The following is a 15,294-nucleotide window of genomic DNA, read 5'->3' on the forward strand; positions in this document are numbered from 1 at the left end:
GCGCTACTCCGGCAGGAACGCGCACAGCAGCCGGTCGTCGCCCTCCTGCCACAGCGTGCCGATCTCGGTGAAGCCCGCCTGGGTCAGCGCGGTCACGTGGACGGCGAGGTGCAGCGACTCGAAGCCGTGGTGCGCGGCCATCGCGCGGCGCTTCTCGCGGTCCTCGCACAGGGCGGTGAGGCCGGGGTCCTCCTCGACCGCCGCCCACCACGCGGCCCAGTCCTCGGGACGTCCCCCGGGGAAGCGCCGGTCGGTGGCACGGCCCGCGACGGCGCGTTCGAGCGCGGCCAGGCGGGTGCCCTCCGGTGACTGCATGTGGTCGCCGTTGAGGAACACCCCGCCCGGCCGCAGCACCGTGGACAGCTCCCGGTAGACGAGGGACAGGGGCTCTTCCGGGAGCCAGTGGAGCGCGGTCGTACTGACGGCGGCGTCGGCGGGGCGGGGAAGCCCCGCGACCGCGCTCCACCCGGGGACGCGCAGGTCGGCGTCCACGAACCGGATGCCGTCGTAGGCGGCCCCGCCGAGTGCCATCAGCAGCGGGTCGGTGTCGAAGCCGACCACGGTCGCCTCCGGCAGCCGCTCCTTGATCCGGGCGCCGAGCGAGCCGGGCCCGCAGCCGAGGTCCAGGACGAGCGGGTCGGGCCGCCCGGCGCTCTCCACCAGGGCATCGATGAGGGTGGCGAACCGCGCCTCCCGGCTGGGCATGTAGCCCTCCTGCTGGCGGTCCCAGCGGTCGAGCCAGCGTCGGGCGTGGTCACGGGTGAGCGTCACGGCTGCTCCCTTGTGTAACTGTCGTATAAGCTGTCGCCGGTTACCGTAATCTCGAAGAATGTAACTGGTCAAGTGAACTTCAACAGTCACACCGATGCGGTCGTGGCCATGGCCGTGACCCTGGTGAACACGCTGACCCCGGGGGAGCGGCGGGGGCGGCCCTACGACGTGCCGGAGAGGGCCGAGCTGTCGGCCGAGCTCGGCCACGACCTCACCGACGCCGACGTGACCGAGCTGTCCGGCCACGCCGCCGAGCTGCGGGCCGCCTTCTCCGGCGACCTCGACCGCGCCTGCACCACGATCAACCGCCTGCTCGCGGCCACCGACGCCCGCCCCCACCTCACCGGCCACGACGGCGAGCCCTGGCACCTGCACTTCCACGGGACCGGGGGCACCTGGGGCGGCAACTGGACCGCCTCCTGCGCCACCGCGCTCGCGATCGTGCTGGGCGGGGAGTTCCACGACCGTCTGGGTGTCTGTACGGCCGACCGCTGCGACCGCGTCTTCGTCGACGTCTCCCGGAACGGCACCCGTCGCTTCTGTTCCACGGCGTGCCAAAATCGTACGAAAACCGCTGCTTTTCGTGCCAGGACGTGATTTTTCGTCATTCCGGCGTGGTAACGACGACAGGAACGTTCCCAAAAGGGCGATACCGTCATTGCATGCGACTAGGTGTCCTCGATGTCGGGTCCAACACGGTGCATCTCCTCGTCATGGACGCGCACCGGGGGGCGCGGCCCCAGCCGGCGTTCTCCCACAAGGTCGACATGAAGCTCGCCGAACACATCGACGACCACCACCTCTCCGCCGAGGGCGCCGAGCAGCTCACCGCCTTCGTCCGGGAGGCGCTCCAGTTCGCCGAGGACAAGGGCTGTGAAGACCTGGTGGCCTTCGCCACCTCCGCCGTCCGCGAGGCCCGCAACGGCGAGGCGGTGCTGGCCGCGATCAAGGGGGAGACCCAGGTCGACATCCAGGTCCTCTCCGGCGCCGACGAGGCCACCCTGACCTTCCTGGCCGTCCGCCGGTGGTACGGCTGGTCGTCCGGCCGCCTCCTGGTCCTGGACATAGGTGGCGGGTCGCTGGAGATCGCCTCGGGCATCGACGAGGCCCCCGACGCCGCCGTGTCGCTGCCGCTGGGCGCCGGGCGGCTGACCCGCGACTGGTTCACCCAGGATCCGCCCACGCCCGAGGAGATACGGGCCCTGCGCCGCCACATCCGCACCGAGATCGGCCGCCGGGTCGGCGACGTCACCCGTTACGGGCCGCCCAACCACGCGGTGGCGACGTCCAAGACCTTCAAGCAGCTCGCCAGGATGGCGGGCGCCGCGCCGTCGAGCGAGGGCTCCTACGTCCGCCGCAACCTCACCCACGAGGCGGTGTCCACGTGGGCGGCCCGCATGGGCGAGATGTCCACCGACCGCCGGGCCGCGCTGCCGGGCGTGTCGGCGGGCCGGGCGGGCCAGCTGCTGGCCGGAGCGCTCGTGGCGGATGCGACGATGGACCTGTTCCAGGTGCCGACGCTGGAAATCTGTCCCTGGGCACTGCGCGAGGGTGTGATCTTCCGGCGCCTCGACGGCCTGGGGGGTTCTGACCTCGCCCCTGAGTAAGGAATGAGAATGGTCATTACGGGCAAAACGGCCCCATGATCGAGCTACTGGGTATCGGCGCCATGCTCGCTTCGATCCTCGCGATGGTGATCGCGGCGCTTCTTATCGTCTCCGTCCTGATGATCGTGGGCCTGGCCCTCATGGCGCTGAGTACCTTCCTCCCGAAGCGCCGCGCACATCAGGAAATATCCGAACACCACTTGAAACCGGCGGAAAACAGTAGGTTCTGGGGAAGCCGACCTGACAGGAGCTCCGGTGAGCAACCCCAAAATCGACACGACCGTCCCCCATTCGGCCCGGATGTGGAACTACTGGCTGGGCGGCAAAGACCACTACGAAGTTGACCGCGTCGCCGGCGACCAGTTCGCCGAGGCGTTCCCCGACATCGTGGCGATCGCCCGGCTGTCGCGTTACCTGCTGTCCCGGGTCGTGCGCCACCTCAGCGTCGAGGCCGGGGTCACCCAGTTCCTCGACGTCGGCGCCGGCCTCCCGACCGTCGACAACACCCACGACCTGGCGCAGCGGATCAACCCCGCGGCCCGGGTCGTCTACGTCGACAACGACCCCCTCGTGCTCGCGCACGCCCGCGCCCTGCTGGTCGGCACACCCGAAGGCCTGACCGGCTACATCGACGCCGATCTGCAGGACCCCGAGCGGATCCTCCAGGGCGCGGAGAAGTCCCTCGACTTCGAGCGCCCGGTGGCGCTGATGCTGATGGGCATCCTCGGCTACGTGGCCGACGCCGAGGAACCCGGCGAGATCGTCAGGAAACTGATGGAGCCGCTGCCCTCCGGCAGCTACCTGGTCATCTGGGACGGCTCCAACGTGGTGACCGGCGAGGCCCTCGACAAGGCCCAGGAAGAGCTCAACGACGGTCCCGCCGTGCCCTACACGCTGCGGAACGCCGAGGAGCTCGGCCGCTTCTTCGACGGCTTCGAGCTGGTCGAACCCGGGATCGTGCCGATCACCCAGTGGCACCCCGACCCCGACCCGTTCGGCCCGCCGTCTCCGGTCGACGCCCTGGTCGGGGTCGCCCGTAAGCCGTAGCCGGTGCCTGCGGCCGGCCGGGGCCCGCCGCGGGCCCTTAGAGGGCGTCGATGCACTCCCGGAGGATCTCGCTCGTCGAGGTCGCCGGTTCGGCCTGGGCGGCCGTCTCGTTGAGCAGGTGAAGATAGGGCTGGACCTCGGTCTGCTTGGTCAGATACTGCGCGTCGGCGAGCCGCTCCAGGTAGACGACGTCGGGCAGGGCACTCTGCGCGAACCGCAGCAGGGTGACCGGCCCGATGCCGCGCGAGACGTAGTTGGAGTCGAGCGGCACGATCTGCACGGTCACGTTCGGCAGCCGGTTCATCTCGTCGAGGTGGCGCAACTGGGCGCGCATCACGCCGGGGCCGCCGACCACGCGCCGCAGCGCCGCCTCGTCGACGACCGCCCACAGTTTGGCCGGGGCCGCCCCGGCCAGGATGCGCTGCCGCTGCATCCGCAGCTCGACCCGGCGGTCGATCTGGGCCTGGTCGTTGATCCGGTGGGCGTGGGAGACGACCGCGCGGGCGTAGTCGGGCGTCTGGAGCAGACCCGGGACGAACTGGATCTCGTACGTGCGGATCAGCTCGGCGTCCGGTTCGAGGCCGAGGCACGCCTCGAACCAGGAGGGCACGATGTCGCGCAGCGGGTGCCACCAGCTCGGCTGGTTGGCCCGCCCGGCCAGAATCATGAGCGCCTGCCGTTCCTTGTCATCGGTCACCCCGTAGAGGGTGAGCAGGTCGGCCACGTCACGCGGCTTGAAGGTGGCCTGGCCCGTCTCCATGCGGCTGATCTTGGAGGCGGAGGCCCGGATGGTGAACGCGGCGTCCTCGCGGCTGATCTCCCGCGCCTCGCGCGCCTCGCGCAGCTGCGCGCCGACGAGCAGTCGCAGGGCGGTCGGACCGGGAGTACGGAGATCCTGACCGGCTCCGTGAACAGGCATTGCGTGAGCTCCCAGATACTTACCGACACAAGTGGACCCGGCGATAGTGCCATGCGAATCCACCTTTGGCATGTCATTTCGTGGCATTGTCTAATCGCGTCGATAATCTGGCCATGCACTTAATCGCCATTGTTTCGTCCTATATTCGCCCTATACAGGTGTGGCCGTAAATCAGCGCCGTGGAGTTTCGCCTGCTCGGCCCCGTGGAAGTTCTGACGCACGGCGCGGCCGTCCCCCTCGGCGGGGCCGAACCCCGGACCCCGCTCGCCGCGCTGCTGCTGGAAAACGGCCACGTCGTGCCGACCACCCGGCTCATCGACGTCGTCTGGCCCGACGATCCGCCCAACAGCGCCCACGCCACCCTTCAGACCTACGTCAAGACCCTCCGGCGCTCCCTCTCCCGGCAGGGCTCAGAAGAGGTCATCGTCACCCGCACCCCCGGCTACCTCGCGCTGGTCCCCGACGGCTCGCTCGACACCGCCCGCTTCCACGACCTGGTCACCCGCTCGCGGGCGGCGGCGACGCCGCAGGAGGCGGCCGGGCTGCTCGACGCCGCCCTAGCTCTGTGGCGCGGCCCCGCGCTCGTGGGCCTGGAGGAGACCCTGCTGGCGGGGGAGGCCGCCCGGCTCAACGAGCTCCGGCTGACCGCCACGGAAGACCGGATGGCCGCCGGGCTCGCCCTCGGCCAGCACGGCCGCCTGGTCTCCGATCTGGCCGCGCTGGTCGGCAGCCATCCGGCCAACGAGCGGCTGCGGGCGCAGTACATGACCGCCCTCTACCGGCTCGGCCGCCAGTCGGACGCGCTGGCGGTCTTCCGCGAGGGCCGCGACGTGCTCGCCGAGGAACTCGGCGTCGACCCGGGCCCCGAGCTCACCGAACTGCACCACGCGATCCTGCGCGGCGACCCCCGGCTCCAGGGCGGAGAGCCTCCCCGGGTGGTCCCGGCACAGGTGCCGCCCGCCCCGGCCGACTTCACCGGCCGCCACGCCGAGACCGAAGGACTGGTCGCCGTTCTCGGCACCGGAACCGTCCAGGTGATCGCGGGGCGCGGCGGGAGCGGCAAGTCGGCGCTGGCCGCCCACGTCGCCCACCGGGCCGCGGGGGCGTTCCCCGACGGCTTGCTCCACGCCGACCTGCGCGGGCTGGGAGACACCCCGGCCGACCCCGGCGAGGTGCTCGGCCTGTTCCTGAAGGCGCTGGGCGCCGAGCCGGTGCCGGAGGGCCCGGGGGAGCGGGCCGAGCTGTTCCGGCGGCTGGCGGCCGGGCGGCGGATGCTGGTGCTGCTCGACGACGCCGCCGACGAACGGCAGGTCCGCCCGCTGCTGCCGGGAGGGGCGAGCGGGGTGCTGATCACGTCCAGGAACCGGCTGGGCGGGCTGAGCGGCGTCGGGCGGACCGATCTCGACGTGCTGGAGCCGGGCGAGGCGGTCGAGCTGCTCGACCGCATCGTCGGCGCCGGACGGGTCGCGGCCGAGGAACCGGTCGCGCGTGAGATCGCCGAGCTCTGCGGGCGGCTGCCGCTGGCGCTGCGCATCGCCGGGGCGCGGCTGGCCACCCGGCGGCGCTGGCCGCTGCGGCTGCTGGCCGACCGGCTCGCCGACGAACGCCGCCGCCTCGACGAACTGGCCATCGCCGACCTGGAGGTGCGCGCCGGGTTCGAGCTCAGCTACCGGGCGCTCGACCCGGCCGCCCGGCGGGCGCTGCGCGGGCTCGGCCACCTCGGCACCCCCGAGTTCGCCCCCTGGGTCGTCGCCTGGCTCACCGGCGAGGACGGCCGGGCCGCCGAGGACACCGTCGAACGCCTCGTCGACGCCCAGCTCGTCGACTTCGCCCGCGTCGACGGCCTCGGCACGCCGCGCTACCGCGTCCACGACCTGGTCCGCATCTACGGCCGGGAACGCGCCGAGGCCGAGGAGCCGGGGGAGGAGCTGAAGGCGGCCGTCGGCCGGGTGCTCGGCGGCTGGCTGACCCTCGCCCGTCACGTCGCCTCCGACGAGATCGCCCGCCCGTCCACCCCCGGCCCGGACGTGCCGGTCTCAGCGGAGCTGGTCGCGCAGGTGGTGTCCGCGCCGCACGACTGGTTCGACTTCGAGCAGACCGCCCTGGTCACCGGTCTCGAACGGGCCGCCGCGCTCGGCCTGCACGAGCTCGTCTGCGCGTTCGCCTCCGCCCGCCTCGGGCCCTCGTTCCTCGGCGTCAACCGGTTCGTCTCCCGCGAGCGCATCACCCAGGCCGCCCTGTCCGCCGCCCGGCAGGCCGGGGACCCCCACGGCGTCGCGACGATGCTGGCCGAGCTCGGCCGCCTCCGCTACGACCAGGACCGCTTCGCCGAGGCCCGGCAGGTGCTCGACGAGGCGCTCGCCGGCTTCCGCGACCTCGGCGACCCGCGCGGGCAGGCGGTCGCGCTGGCCACGCTCGGCGTGATCTGCCGGGAGACCGGCCGCCTGGTGGAGGCGCTGCACTTCCTCGACGCCGCCCGCGGCCTGCTCGGCGACGACCCCGCCGCCCTCCATCCGCTCCGCCTCGCCGCCTCCGTGCGGCTCGAACGCGGCGACTTCCCCGCCGCGTGGGCGGGCCTCCAGGCGTGTCTGTACGGCCACCGCGAGGCCGGCACCCTCAGAGGCGAGGCCCTGACCCTGCGCACGATCAGCCTGCACCACCGCGCCACCGGCGACCACGAACAGGCCGTGGAGACGGCGGAGGCCGCCCGGGTGATCTTCGCCCGCCTCGGCGACCCCCTCATGGAGGCCTACTCGGTGCGCGCCCGCGCCAAGGCCGAACTCCGCCTGGGCCGCCTCGGCACGGCGCTGCCCGCCCTGGAGGAGGCCCTCGCGGTCTGCCAGGCCATGGGCGACCGCTGGGGCCTGGCCGCCACCCTGCGCACCCTCGGCGAACTCCACCTGGCCGCCGGACGGCTCGACGACGCCGAGGCCTGCCTGACCACCGCCCTCCAGGTCTGGGACGAACTCGACGTGCTGGTCTGGAGAGCGCGTACAGAAAGGGACCTGGCCCTGCTGCACGACGCCAGAGGCGACCACGACGCCGCCCGCCTGACCCGCGACCGGGCCCTGAAGGTCTTCCGCGACCAGGGCGCGCGGGAATTCGGGGAGATGAACCGCTGAAACCGGCCGGTCCGCGCCCTTCCATCGAAGTTCCAGCGGGCCGGCCGAACCTTCCAGATGTCACCCCGGCACCACCTGGAAGGGCATCACGAAAATGCGCGTTCTCTCCCGCTCACTCGGCGTCCTGGCCGCCCTGGCGATGGGCCTCACCGGACTCACCCTGACCACCGCCCCGGCGCACGCCGACTCGGCCGCCGGCGGCCAGATCACCCGGTCGGAGGTGCTCGCCCGCGCCCAGAACTGGGTCGACCGGCAGGTCCGCTACAACCTGACCCGAGTGCAGAGCAGCCTGACCACCGACGCCGACGGCGGCCACCGCTACGGCCCCGACTGCTCCGGCCTGGTCTCGATGGCCTGGCACATCACCGCCAACTCGGGCAAGGGCGGCAACAGCACCGACGACTTCGAGACCTGGGGCGGCAAGCACTTCCTCGCCAGCCTGCACGACCTCAAGCCCGGCGACGCCATCCTCACCGACGGCCACATCGAGCTGTTCGCCCGCTGGAAGGACACCGGCGACCACACCAAGGGCGCCTGGACCTACTCGCTGAACGGCGGCGCCGACCCCGACGGCGACGGCTGGCGCGACGACTGGGCCAAGGGCCCCACCCCCAACTCGCGGGGCCGGGTCGGCGACGAGTCGTGGTCGAGCATGACGGCGAACTACCGGCCGATCCGCTACAACAACATCGTCGACGACACGGTCACCCCGTCGCGGCCCGTGGTCGACCCGCAGGCCCGGCGCCTGGTCGACTTCGACGGCGACGGGAAGCCCGACTTCCTCGGCCTCGGCACCTCGGGCGACGACCTGTGGTTCATCCCGAACACCAGCACTCCCGGCTCCCCGTCCCGGGGCGGCAGCACGAGGCTGTCGACCGGCTGGAAGACGGTCACGAGGTACTGGCTGGCCGACTACGACGGCGACGGCAGGACCGACCTGCTGGGCCTGAACGGCACCGACCAGATGCTCGTCTGGCGGAACACCAGCACTCCGGGCGCGCCGTCGCTGGCCGGTTACGTCGGTCTCGGGACGAACTGGTCGACCCTCACCAAGCTCGTCATCGCCGACTTCACCGGTGACGGCAGGGTCGACATCGCGGGCTTCGACTCCGGCCTCGCCGACACGTTCTGGGTCGTCCCGAACACCTCCTCGCCCGGGAACCCGTCGCGGGGCGGCAGCATCCAGGTCTCCTCGGGCTGGAAGACCGTGACCCGCTTCTGGGTCGCCGACTACGACGCCGACGGGAAGACCGACCTGCTGGGCCTCAACGGCACCGACCAGATGCTCGCCTGGCGCAACACCGCCACGAACAACACGCCGTCGTTCGCCCCCTACGCCGACCTCGGCTCCGCCTGGTCGACCCTGACCAAGCTCGTGATCGGCGACTTCACCGGTGACGGCAAGGTCGACCTCGCCGGGTTCGACGCCGGGAGCGCCGACGCGTTCTGGGTCGTGCCCAACACCTCGACCGCCGGGAACCCGTCGCGGGGCGCGAGCTTCCAGGTGTCGACCGGCTGGCGGACGGTCACCGAGTTCCTCGTCGCCGACTACGACGCCGACGGCAGAACCGACCTGCTCGGCCTGAACGGCACCGACCAGATGCTCGCCTGGCGCAACTCCCCGGCCGGAGGCCGCCCGGTCTTCGCGCCCTTCACCGGCCTCGGCACCGCCTGGTCGACCCTCGGCCACCTCCCCACCGCCCAGTAACCCCCCGGCCACCTCAGCCGCCCGGTCACCCCGACCGGGCGGCTGCCCGCGTATCGAAAGGACGACCCATGCTCCTTCTCTCCGACCCCGTCGTCGCCCGGACCCCTGTCCGGGAGTCGGGCGAACCGCTGATCGATCTGCGCACCGTCCCGGCCCTGCGGGTCGACCCCCGGATGGCCGGGACCGGCCCCGGCCACGCCCACCTGCGCCACGGCGTGGTCGACCGGCTGGTGAGCGCCCAGACGTTCCTCCCACCCGGCCTGTTCTTCCTCGTCGTCGAGGGCTTCCGGCCCGTCGAGCTCCAGACCCGCTACTTCGACGCCCACGTCGACCGCCTCCGCGCCGCCCATCCGGGGGAGGACGAGCACTGGTATCACGAGCGGGCCGCCCGTTACATCTCCCCGCCGGAGGTGGCCCCCCACGTGGCGGGCGCGGCCGTCGACCTGACCCTCTGCGACGTCGACGGCCGGGAACTCTGGCTCGGCACCGAGGTCAACGACACCGACACCGAGGACTGCCACACCGCGAGCACCGGCCTCCATGAGGAGGCGGCGCGGCTCCGGGGGGTGCTGACGTCGGCGCTGACGGCGGCCGGGTTCGTCAACTACCCGACGGAGTGGTGGCACTGGTCGCACGGCGACCGCTACTGGGCCTGCGTGACGGGAACGGAGCACGCCCGCTACGGACCCGTCCCGAGTTGACACCCGGTTGAGCTTGCCCGGACCCCCGCCCGGGGAGGTCGGCAGCATGGAGGAACAGCGGCGGGACATCTGGGTCGTCATCGGCGCGCTGATGCTGTCGCTGCTGCTCGCGGCGCTCGACCAGACCATCGTCTCGACCGCGCTGCCCACCATCGTGCGGGAGTTCGGCGGGCTCGACCACCTGTCGTGGGTGGTGACGGCGTACCTGCTGGCCTCGACCGTCTCCACCCCGCTCTGGGGCAAGCTCGGCGACCAGTACGGCCGCAAACCCCTCTTCCAGGCCGCCATCGTGATCTTCCTGGCCGGTTCGGCGCTGTGCGGCCTGGCGGGGAACATGACCGAACTGATCGCCTTCCGGGCGCTCCAGGGGCTCGGGGGCGGCGGGCTGATCGTCCTGGCGATGGCGATCGTCGGCGACGTCGTCCCGCCCCGGGAACGCGGGCGCTACCAGGGCTACTTCGGCGGCGTGTTCGCCGTGGCCAGCGTGGTCGGGCCGCTGGCGGGCGGGCTGTTCGTCGACCATCTGAGCTGGCGCTGGGTCTTCTACGTCAACCTCCCGATCGGGGTGGCCGCCCTGGTCGCGGTCGCGATGACCCTGCCCGCCAGGCCCGGCCGGACCCGCCACGTGATCGACTACCTCGGCGCGGTCCTGCTCACGGTCGCGGTCGGCTGCCTGGTGCTGGTCACGACCTGGGGCGGAACCGTGTACGAGTGGAGCTCACCCCCCGTGCTCCTGCTGGCCCTGGCGGCGGTCGTCTTCGGGGCCCTGTTCGTCGTGGCCGAGCGCCGGGCGGCGGAGCCGATCCTGCCGCTGCGCCTGTTCCGGCTGCCGGTGGTCGCCGTGACGTCGGCGATGGGCTTCGTCGTGGGCTTCGCGATGCTGGGCGGGCTGGCCTACCTGCCGCTGTTCCTCCAGGTGGCGCACGGGGTGTCGCCGACCCTGTCGGGGGTGTACCTGCTGCCGATGATGGGGGGCCTGCTGGCGACGTCCATCACCACCGGGCGGGTGATCAGCCGGACCGGCCGCTACCGCCGCTTCCCGATCGCGGGCATGGCGATCATGACGGTGGCGATGCTGCTGCTGCGCACCCTCGACGAGACCACGTCGATGTGGCTGGTCGGGACCTACCTCTTCACGCTCGGCGTCGGCATCGGGCTGGTCATGCAGGTGCTGGTGATCGCCGTCCAGAACGCGGTCGACTACGCGGACCTGGGCGTGGCCACCTCGACGGCGACCTTCTTCCGCTCGATCGGCGGGTCGTTCGGCGTCTCGGTCTTCGGCTCGATCTTCGCCGGGGAACTGGCCGCCCACGGCGGCACCGCCGCGGGTCCGCACGGCTACGCCGAGTCGATCGCCGCCATCTTCACCTGGGCCGCGCCGTGGCCCTGATCGGCTTCGCGCTGTCGCTGTTCCTCAAGGAGGTCCCGCTCCGTGCGACCACCGGCGCCACCGCGACCGAGTTCAGCCCCCACCCGAACTCCGCCGACTCCTCGCAGGCCGAGATGGAGCGCGCGCTGACGCTGCTGATGCGCCGCGACCCCTGCGCCCGCGACCTCTACACCGACCTGGCCCACCGGGCCGGATACGACTTCTCCGCCGGAACCGCCTGGGTGCTCTGCCGCGTCGCGCGCGACGGCCGGGTCTCCCGCCGGACCCTGGCCGAACGCGCGGGCGTGCCGGTCGACGGAGGCACGCCGTACACGCAACCGCTGGTCGACCGGGGCCTGATCGAACGCTCCGGCGACACCCTGACGATCACCGAGGCGGGCCGGAGGGCCGCGCGGCGGCTCGTCGGCGTCCGCAGGGCCGCGCTCGCCCGGCACCTCGACGGCTGGAACCCCGACAGCAACCCCGAACTGACCGCCCTGCTCACCCGCCTGGCCGCCGAGACCGTCGGCGACGACACCGGGGCGAAATCCCTCTAATCATCCTCCTCGGTCAGCGCCTCCAGCATTTCGGTGAGGTGGGCGACCTGGTTCTCCAGCCCCCTGACCCGGGCTTCGAGCTCCGCGACTGTCACCTGCTGGTACGCGCTGGCGATCTGCCTGCTCATGGTGCCTCCGGCGGGCGGAATATCGAGTCGCACGCCCAAGCGGCGCGCCATTCAAGCCTCACTTCCCTGTATATCCCGGTTCGCACCTCGGGCGGGTAAAGTCTCACGCCGCAGTAACCTGCGGGGATGAACGTCTGGCAGGTCCCCACCAAAATCGTGGCCGGAAAGGCCGCCGGGACCCTGATCTGTCTGCTCCTGATCGTCTACGGCTGGCTCGCCGGCGACTACCGGCTGGTGATCCTGGTGACGGTCGCCGCGATCGTGCTGGCCGCCTTCACCGCGCGTGACCTGCTCGCCCGGGTACGCCTGGTCGCCGACCCCAGTGGTCTCATCGTCGTGGCGGGCTTCGCCGGGCGCCGCCGCATCACCTGGGGCGAGATCGAACGCATCCGGGTCGACGAACGCGCCCGCTACGGCCTGCGGTCGGCCCTCCTGGAGATCGACACCGGCGACGACGTCCACCTGTTCAGTCAGTTCGACCTCGGCGAGCCGGTGGTTCCGGTGGCCGAAACCCTCATCAGAATGCGACCGTAAGTCACGGATTGTCGGTGATCGCCCACGGTCCGCGCGCCGGTGAGGTATGCCGGAGGCATCCCCCTACGGAAGGACCCCAGGATGCTGGCGGAGACCCTCACGGCGCTGGCCGCCACGGCCGGGAGCGCCGTCGTGACGGCCATGGCGACCGACGCGTGGGAAGACGTGAAGGCCCGGTGCGCGAAGCTCCTCGGGCGCGGCGACGAGACGGCGGGCGAGCGGCAGGCAGAGCGCCTGGAATCGGCCCGCGCCGAGCTGCTGGCCGCGGACGACCGCGAGCAGACGGCCGGGGCGCTGGAGGCGGCGTGGACCGTCCGGCTCCGCGACCTGCTCGAAGACCACCCCGACGCCGAGGGCTCGCTGCGTGAGCTGGTGGAGTTCGCGCGGGCGCAGTCCCCGGTGAGCGCGGCCGGTGCGGTCCAGGTCAACGCCACCGCCCACGACCAGGCGCAGCAGGCCGTGCAGGGGCAGGGCGTGCAGCACAACACCTTCGGGCCGCCCCGCTGATGACCGGGGGCAGCGGGGGTGAGGTGCACGCCTCCGCCCACGGGCACGCCCAGATGGCGGTGCTCGGGCAGGGCGTGCAGAACATCTACTTCCAGAACGGCTCCCGCCCCGAGGCGGCGCAGCGCGCTCTGGTCGCCCCGCCCGAGATGGTGGGCCGCGACCGCGAGATCGCCGATCTGGTCGCCAGGCTCCGCGGCGACCGCGAGGCGGGCCGTCCCGTCGTGATCTCGGCGCTGCACGGCATGGCCGGGATCGGCAAGACGGCGCTGGCCCGCGCGGTCGCGGCCGAGATCAAGGACGACTTCTCCGACGCCTGGGTCGAGGTCGACCTCTACGGCCACACCCCGGGCCTGCGGCCCGCCGACCCCGAGACGATCCTGGCCGAGCTGCTGTCGTGGGCTGGCTACCAGGGCGCCGACATCCCCGCCGGGGCCGACGCCCGGATGCGGCTGTGGCGCGGCTGGCTCTCCTCGCGCCGGGTCCTGCTGATCCTCGACAACGCGCGGTCGGCCGACCAGGTCCGCCCGCTGCTCCCGCAGCACGCCCCCGGCTGCGCCACCCTGATCACCAGCCGCGACGACCTGTCCGACCTGCTCGACGCCGACCACATGAGGCTCGACACGCTGGCGCCGCCGGACGCGGTCGACCTGCTCCGCCGGCGGGGCGGCCGGGCCGTGGCCGACGCGGTCCTCCACGAGATGGCCCTGCTGTGCGGGCATCTGCCGCTGACGCTGGAACCGGTCGGCCTGCTGCTGGCCCGGCAGTCGCCGGAGTTCGTCCTGCGGGCGTTGCGCGGGGCCCGCGCCCAGGGCAGGGAGCGGTTCCAGCACCTCCCCGACCTGCGGCAGAAACTCCACGCCGCGTTCGCGGTCTCGTTCGAGGCGCTGGACCCCGACCGGCGGGAGACGCTGCTGTGGTGCGCCCGTCACCCGGGGCCCGACTTCGACGCGACCTCGATCGGCGCGATGGCGGAGGCGCCCGACTACGTCGTCGCCTTCCGGCTGGAGGACCTGGCGGCCAAGGCGCTGCTCTCCCGGCTTCCGCAGGGCCGCTACACCTTCCACGACCTGTTCCTGGAATGCACCCGCGCCCGGGACACCGACGCGGGCGCCGGGCGGCAGGGCCGGACCCGCCTGGTCGCCCACCTCACGGCGCGCGTCGGCGGAGCGGCCAATTTCCTCCTGTACGGCCGATCGGCCCCGGCCGGCTTCACCCGCCTCGAGGCGGCCCGCGAATGGCTGACGGCCGCCAACGGCGAACTCGGCGAGGCCCTGAAGGTGGCCCGCTCCGGCCGGTTCGCGGCCTTCCACGGCCTGGTGAGATCGCTGGTGAGCTGGCTGCGGGTCAACGGCCAGTACGCCCGCGCCGAGGCGCTCTACCGGGAGGTCCTCGACCTCGCGCGGGGGGACGTGCCGGTCGAGGCCGAGGCGACGGCCGGTCTGGCCGCGATGGCCTCCGCGCGCGGCGACGACGCGCGGGCCGTGGAGTTCTACGACCGGGCCCGGGTGCTCTACGCCGACATCGGCGACCGGTCGGGCCTGACCGCCGCCCTGCTGGGCCTGGCCGAGGTGGCCTCCGGCCGGGGCGACTACGAGCAGGCGGCCCAGCGCTACGGCCAGGCCCGGGTCCTGCTGGAGGAGACGGGGAACCGCGAGAGCCTGGCCCACGCCGTGAAGGGCCTGGCCGACATCGCGTCGTGGCAGGGCGACCACGCCGAGGCGCTCGCCCGCTACGACGAGGCCAGGAGCATCTACCGCGAGACCGGCAACCGCCGCGGGCTCGCCCACGTCGCCAAGGGATTCGGCGACCTGGCCGACTCCCGGGGCGACCGGGAGATCGCCGACGAGATGAACGAGCTCGCCCGGTCCCTCTACGAGGAGATCGGCGACCGCCACGGCGTGGCGAGCACGATCAGGAGCCTGGCCGACCGCGCGTTCTCCCGGCGCGAGTACGACCGCGCGGGCGACCTCTACGACCAGGCCCGCGTCATCTTCGAGGAGATCGGGAACCGGCGCGGCCTGGCCCACACCCTCCTCCTGCTGGGCGACACCGCCGCCTACGGCCCCGGCCGCGGCTCGCCGTGGGGCCTCTACGAGCGGGCCCTGGCGGAATACGAGGCCATGGGCCACGAACAGGGCATGGGCTACGCCCGCCTCGCCATGGCCCGGCTGGCCGACGCGAGCGGAGACCGGGAGAGCGCCCGCCGCGACTACGAGGCGGCGCTGGAGCACTTCGAGACGTCCCGGACGTGGCGCTGGGCGACCTTCTGCCGGTCCAGGATCGCCGATCTCGGCGACGACGCCCCCTGACCGGAACCTCCCGTT

At 72.5% G+C, this 15,294-nt stretch carries 14 protein-coding genes; 11 read left to right on the forward strand and 3 right to left on the reverse strand.

Annotated features, from left to right (window positions below; translation table 11 throughout):
- Positions 1-3 precede the first annotated feature (3 nt).
- A complete protein-coding gene (locus tag ACYQ78_RS07200; protein WP_459799932.1) occupies positions 4-771 on the reverse strand; it encodes a class I SAM-dependent methyltransferase in 768 nt (255 codons plus the stop codon).
- Positions 772-843: 72 nt separating this feature from the next.
- On the opposite strand from ACYQ78_RS07200, the gene ACYQ78_RS07205 reads away from it, so the two are divergent.
- From ACYQ78_RS07205 to ACYQ78_RS07215, 3 genes are all read left to right on the forward strand, one after another.
- A complete protein-coding gene (locus ACYQ78_RS07205) occupies positions 844-1,368 on the forward strand; it encodes a CGNR zinc finger domain-containing protein (RefSeq protein WP_459799933.1) in 525 nt (174 codons plus the stop codon).
- A 65-nt stretch (positions 1,369-1,433) separates the two neighbouring features.
- A complete protein-coding gene (locus ACYQ78_RS07210; RefSeq protein ID WP_459799934.1) occupies positions 1,434-2,378 on the forward strand; it encodes a Ppx/GppA family phosphatase in 945 nt (314 codons plus the stop codon).
- 255 nt (positions 2,379-2,633) lie between these two features.
- Positions 2,634-3,425 carry an SAM-dependent methyltransferase gene (locus ACYQ78_RS07215; protein ID WP_459799935.1) on the forward strand — a complete coding sequence of 264 codons (792 nt, stop codon included), beginning with the start codon at positions 2,634-2,636 and terminating at the stop codon, positions 3,423-3,425.
- Between the two features lie 37 nt (positions 3,426-3,462).
- On the opposite strand, the gene ACYQ78_RS07220 is transcribed toward ACYQ78_RS07215, so the two are convergent.
- Complete coding sequence (locus ACYQ78_RS07220) at positions 3,463-4,344, reverse strand: helix-turn-helix domain-containing protein (RefSeq protein ID WP_459799936.1); 882 nt, start codon at positions 4,342-4,344, stop codon at positions 3,463-3,465.
- Positions 4,345-4,547: 203 nt separating this feature from the next.
- Here ACYQ78_RS07220 and ACYQ78_RS07225 point away from each other — a divergent pair, with 203 nt between their 5' ends.
- The 5 genes from ACYQ78_RS07225 to ACYQ78_RS07245 all read left to right on the forward strand — a co-directional run bounded on the left by ACYQ78_RS07225 (position 4,548) and on the right by ACYQ78_RS07245 (position 11,801).
- Entirely contained in the window at positions 4,548-7,466 is a 2,919-nt protein-coding gene (locus ACYQ78_RS07225; protein WP_459799937.1) for an AfsR/SARP family transcriptional regulator, read from the forward strand.
- Between the two features lie 94 nt (positions 7,467-7,560).
- Positions 7,561-9,174, forward strand: a complete 1,614-nt coding sequence (locus ACYQ78_RS07230) for an FG-GAP repeat domain-containing protein (RefSeq protein WP_459799938.1) — start codon at positions 7,561-7,563, stop codon at positions 9,172-9,174.
- A 68-nt stretch (positions 9,175-9,242) separates the two neighbouring features.
- A complete protein-coding gene (locus tag ACYQ78_RS07235) occupies positions 9,243-9,875 on the forward strand; it encodes a M15 family metallopeptidase (RefSeq protein ID WP_459799939.1) in 633 nt (210 codons plus the stop codon).
- A 46-nt stretch (positions 9,876-9,921) separates the two neighbouring features.
- Entirely contained in the window at positions 9,922-11,265 is a 1,344-nt protein-coding gene (locus tag ACYQ78_RS07240) for an MDR family MFS transporter (RefSeq protein WP_459799940.1), read from the forward strand.
- Positions 11,256-11,801 (forward strand): MarR family winged helix-turn-helix transcriptional regulator, encoded by a 546-nt coding sequence (locus tag ACYQ78_RS07245; protein WP_459799941.1) that lies wholly within the window; start codon positions 11,256-11,258, stop codon positions 11,799-11,801. The genes ACYQ78_RS07240 and ACYQ78_RS07245 overlap by 10 nt, the downstream gene beginning before the upstream one ends.
- On the opposite strand, the gene ACYQ78_RS07250 is transcribed toward ACYQ78_RS07245, so the two are convergent.
- The gene (locus ACYQ78_RS07250; RefSeq protein ID WP_459799942.1) at positions 11,798-11,929 is read right to left on the reverse strand and encodes a hypothetical protein; all 132 of its coding nucleotides are present in this window, start codon (positions 11,927-11,929) and stop codon (positions 11,798-11,800) included. The two genes, ACYQ78_RS07245 and ACYQ78_RS07250, sit on opposite strands and share 4 nt — an antisense overlap.
- A gap of 126 nt (positions 11,930-12,055) precedes the next feature.
- Between ACYQ78_RS07250 and ACYQ78_RS07255 the strand changes: the two genes are divergently transcribed.
- The 3 genes from ACYQ78_RS07255 to ACYQ78_RS07265 all read left to right on the forward strand — a co-directional run bounded on the left by ACYQ78_RS07255 (position 12,056) and on the right by ACYQ78_RS07265 (position 15,279).
- Positions 12,056-12,463, forward strand: a complete 408-nt coding sequence (locus tag ACYQ78_RS07255; RefSeq protein WP_459799943.1) for a PH domain-containing protein — start codon at positions 12,056-12,058, stop codon at positions 12,461-12,463.
- An 81-nt stretch (positions 12,464-12,544) separates the two neighbouring features.
- Complete coding sequence (locus ACYQ78_RS07260; RefSeq protein WP_459799944.1) at positions 12,545-12,970, forward strand: hypothetical protein; 426 nt, start codon at positions 12,545-12,547, stop codon at positions 12,968-12,970.
- Positions 12,970-15,279 (forward strand): tetratricopeptide repeat protein, encoded by a 2,310-nt coding sequence (locus ACYQ78_RS07265; RefSeq protein ID WP_459799945.1) that lies wholly within the window; start codon positions 12,970-12,972, stop codon positions 15,277-15,279. The genes ACYQ78_RS07260 and ACYQ78_RS07265 overlap by 1 nt, the downstream gene beginning before the upstream one ends.
- Positions 15,280-15,294 lie beyond the last annotated feature (15 nt).

The organism is Herbidospora sp. RD11066 (genome assembly GCF_054661255.1).

Excerpts from the sequence above, each read along its gene's own strand:
- ACYQ78_RS07265 (WP_459799945.1), top strand. The coding sequence starts at position 12,970 with ATGACCGGGGGCAGCGGGGGTGAGGTGCACGCCTCCGCCCACGGGCAC.
- ACYQ78_RS07240 (WP_459799940.1), top strand. The coding sequence starts at position 9,922 with ATGGAGGAACAGCGGCGGGACATCTGGGTCGTCATCGGCGCGCTGATG.
- ACYQ78_RS07260 (WP_459799944.1), top strand. The coding sequence starts at position 12,545 with ATGCTGGCGGAGACCCTCACGGCGCTGGCCGCCACGGCCGGGAGCGCC.
- ACYQ78_RS07220 (WP_459799936.1), bottom strand. The coding sequence starts at position 4,344 with ATGCCTGTTCACGGAGCCGGTCAGGATCTCCGTACTCCCGGTCCGACC.
- ACYQ78_RS07230 (WP_459799938.1), top strand. The coding sequence starts at position 7,561 with ATGCGCGTTCTCTCCCGCTCACTCGGCGTCCTGGCCGCCCTGGCGATG.
- ACYQ78_RS07235 (WP_459799939.1), top strand. The coding sequence starts at position 9,243 with ATGCTCCTTCTCTCCGACCCCGTCGTCGCCCGGACCCCTGTCCGGGAG.
- ACYQ78_RS07255 (WP_459799943.1), top strand. The coding sequence starts at position 12,056 with ATGAACGTCTGGCAGGTCCCCACCAAAATCGTGGCCGGAAAGGCCGCC.
- ACYQ78_RS07210 (WP_459799934.1), top strand. The coding sequence starts at position 1,434 with ATGCGACTAGGTGTCCTCGATGTCGGGTCCAACACGGTGCATCTCCTC.
- ACYQ78_RS07250 (WP_459799942.1), bottom strand. The coding sequence starts at position 11,929 with ATGAGCAGGCAGATCGCCAGCGCGTACCAGCAGGTGACAGTCGCGGAG.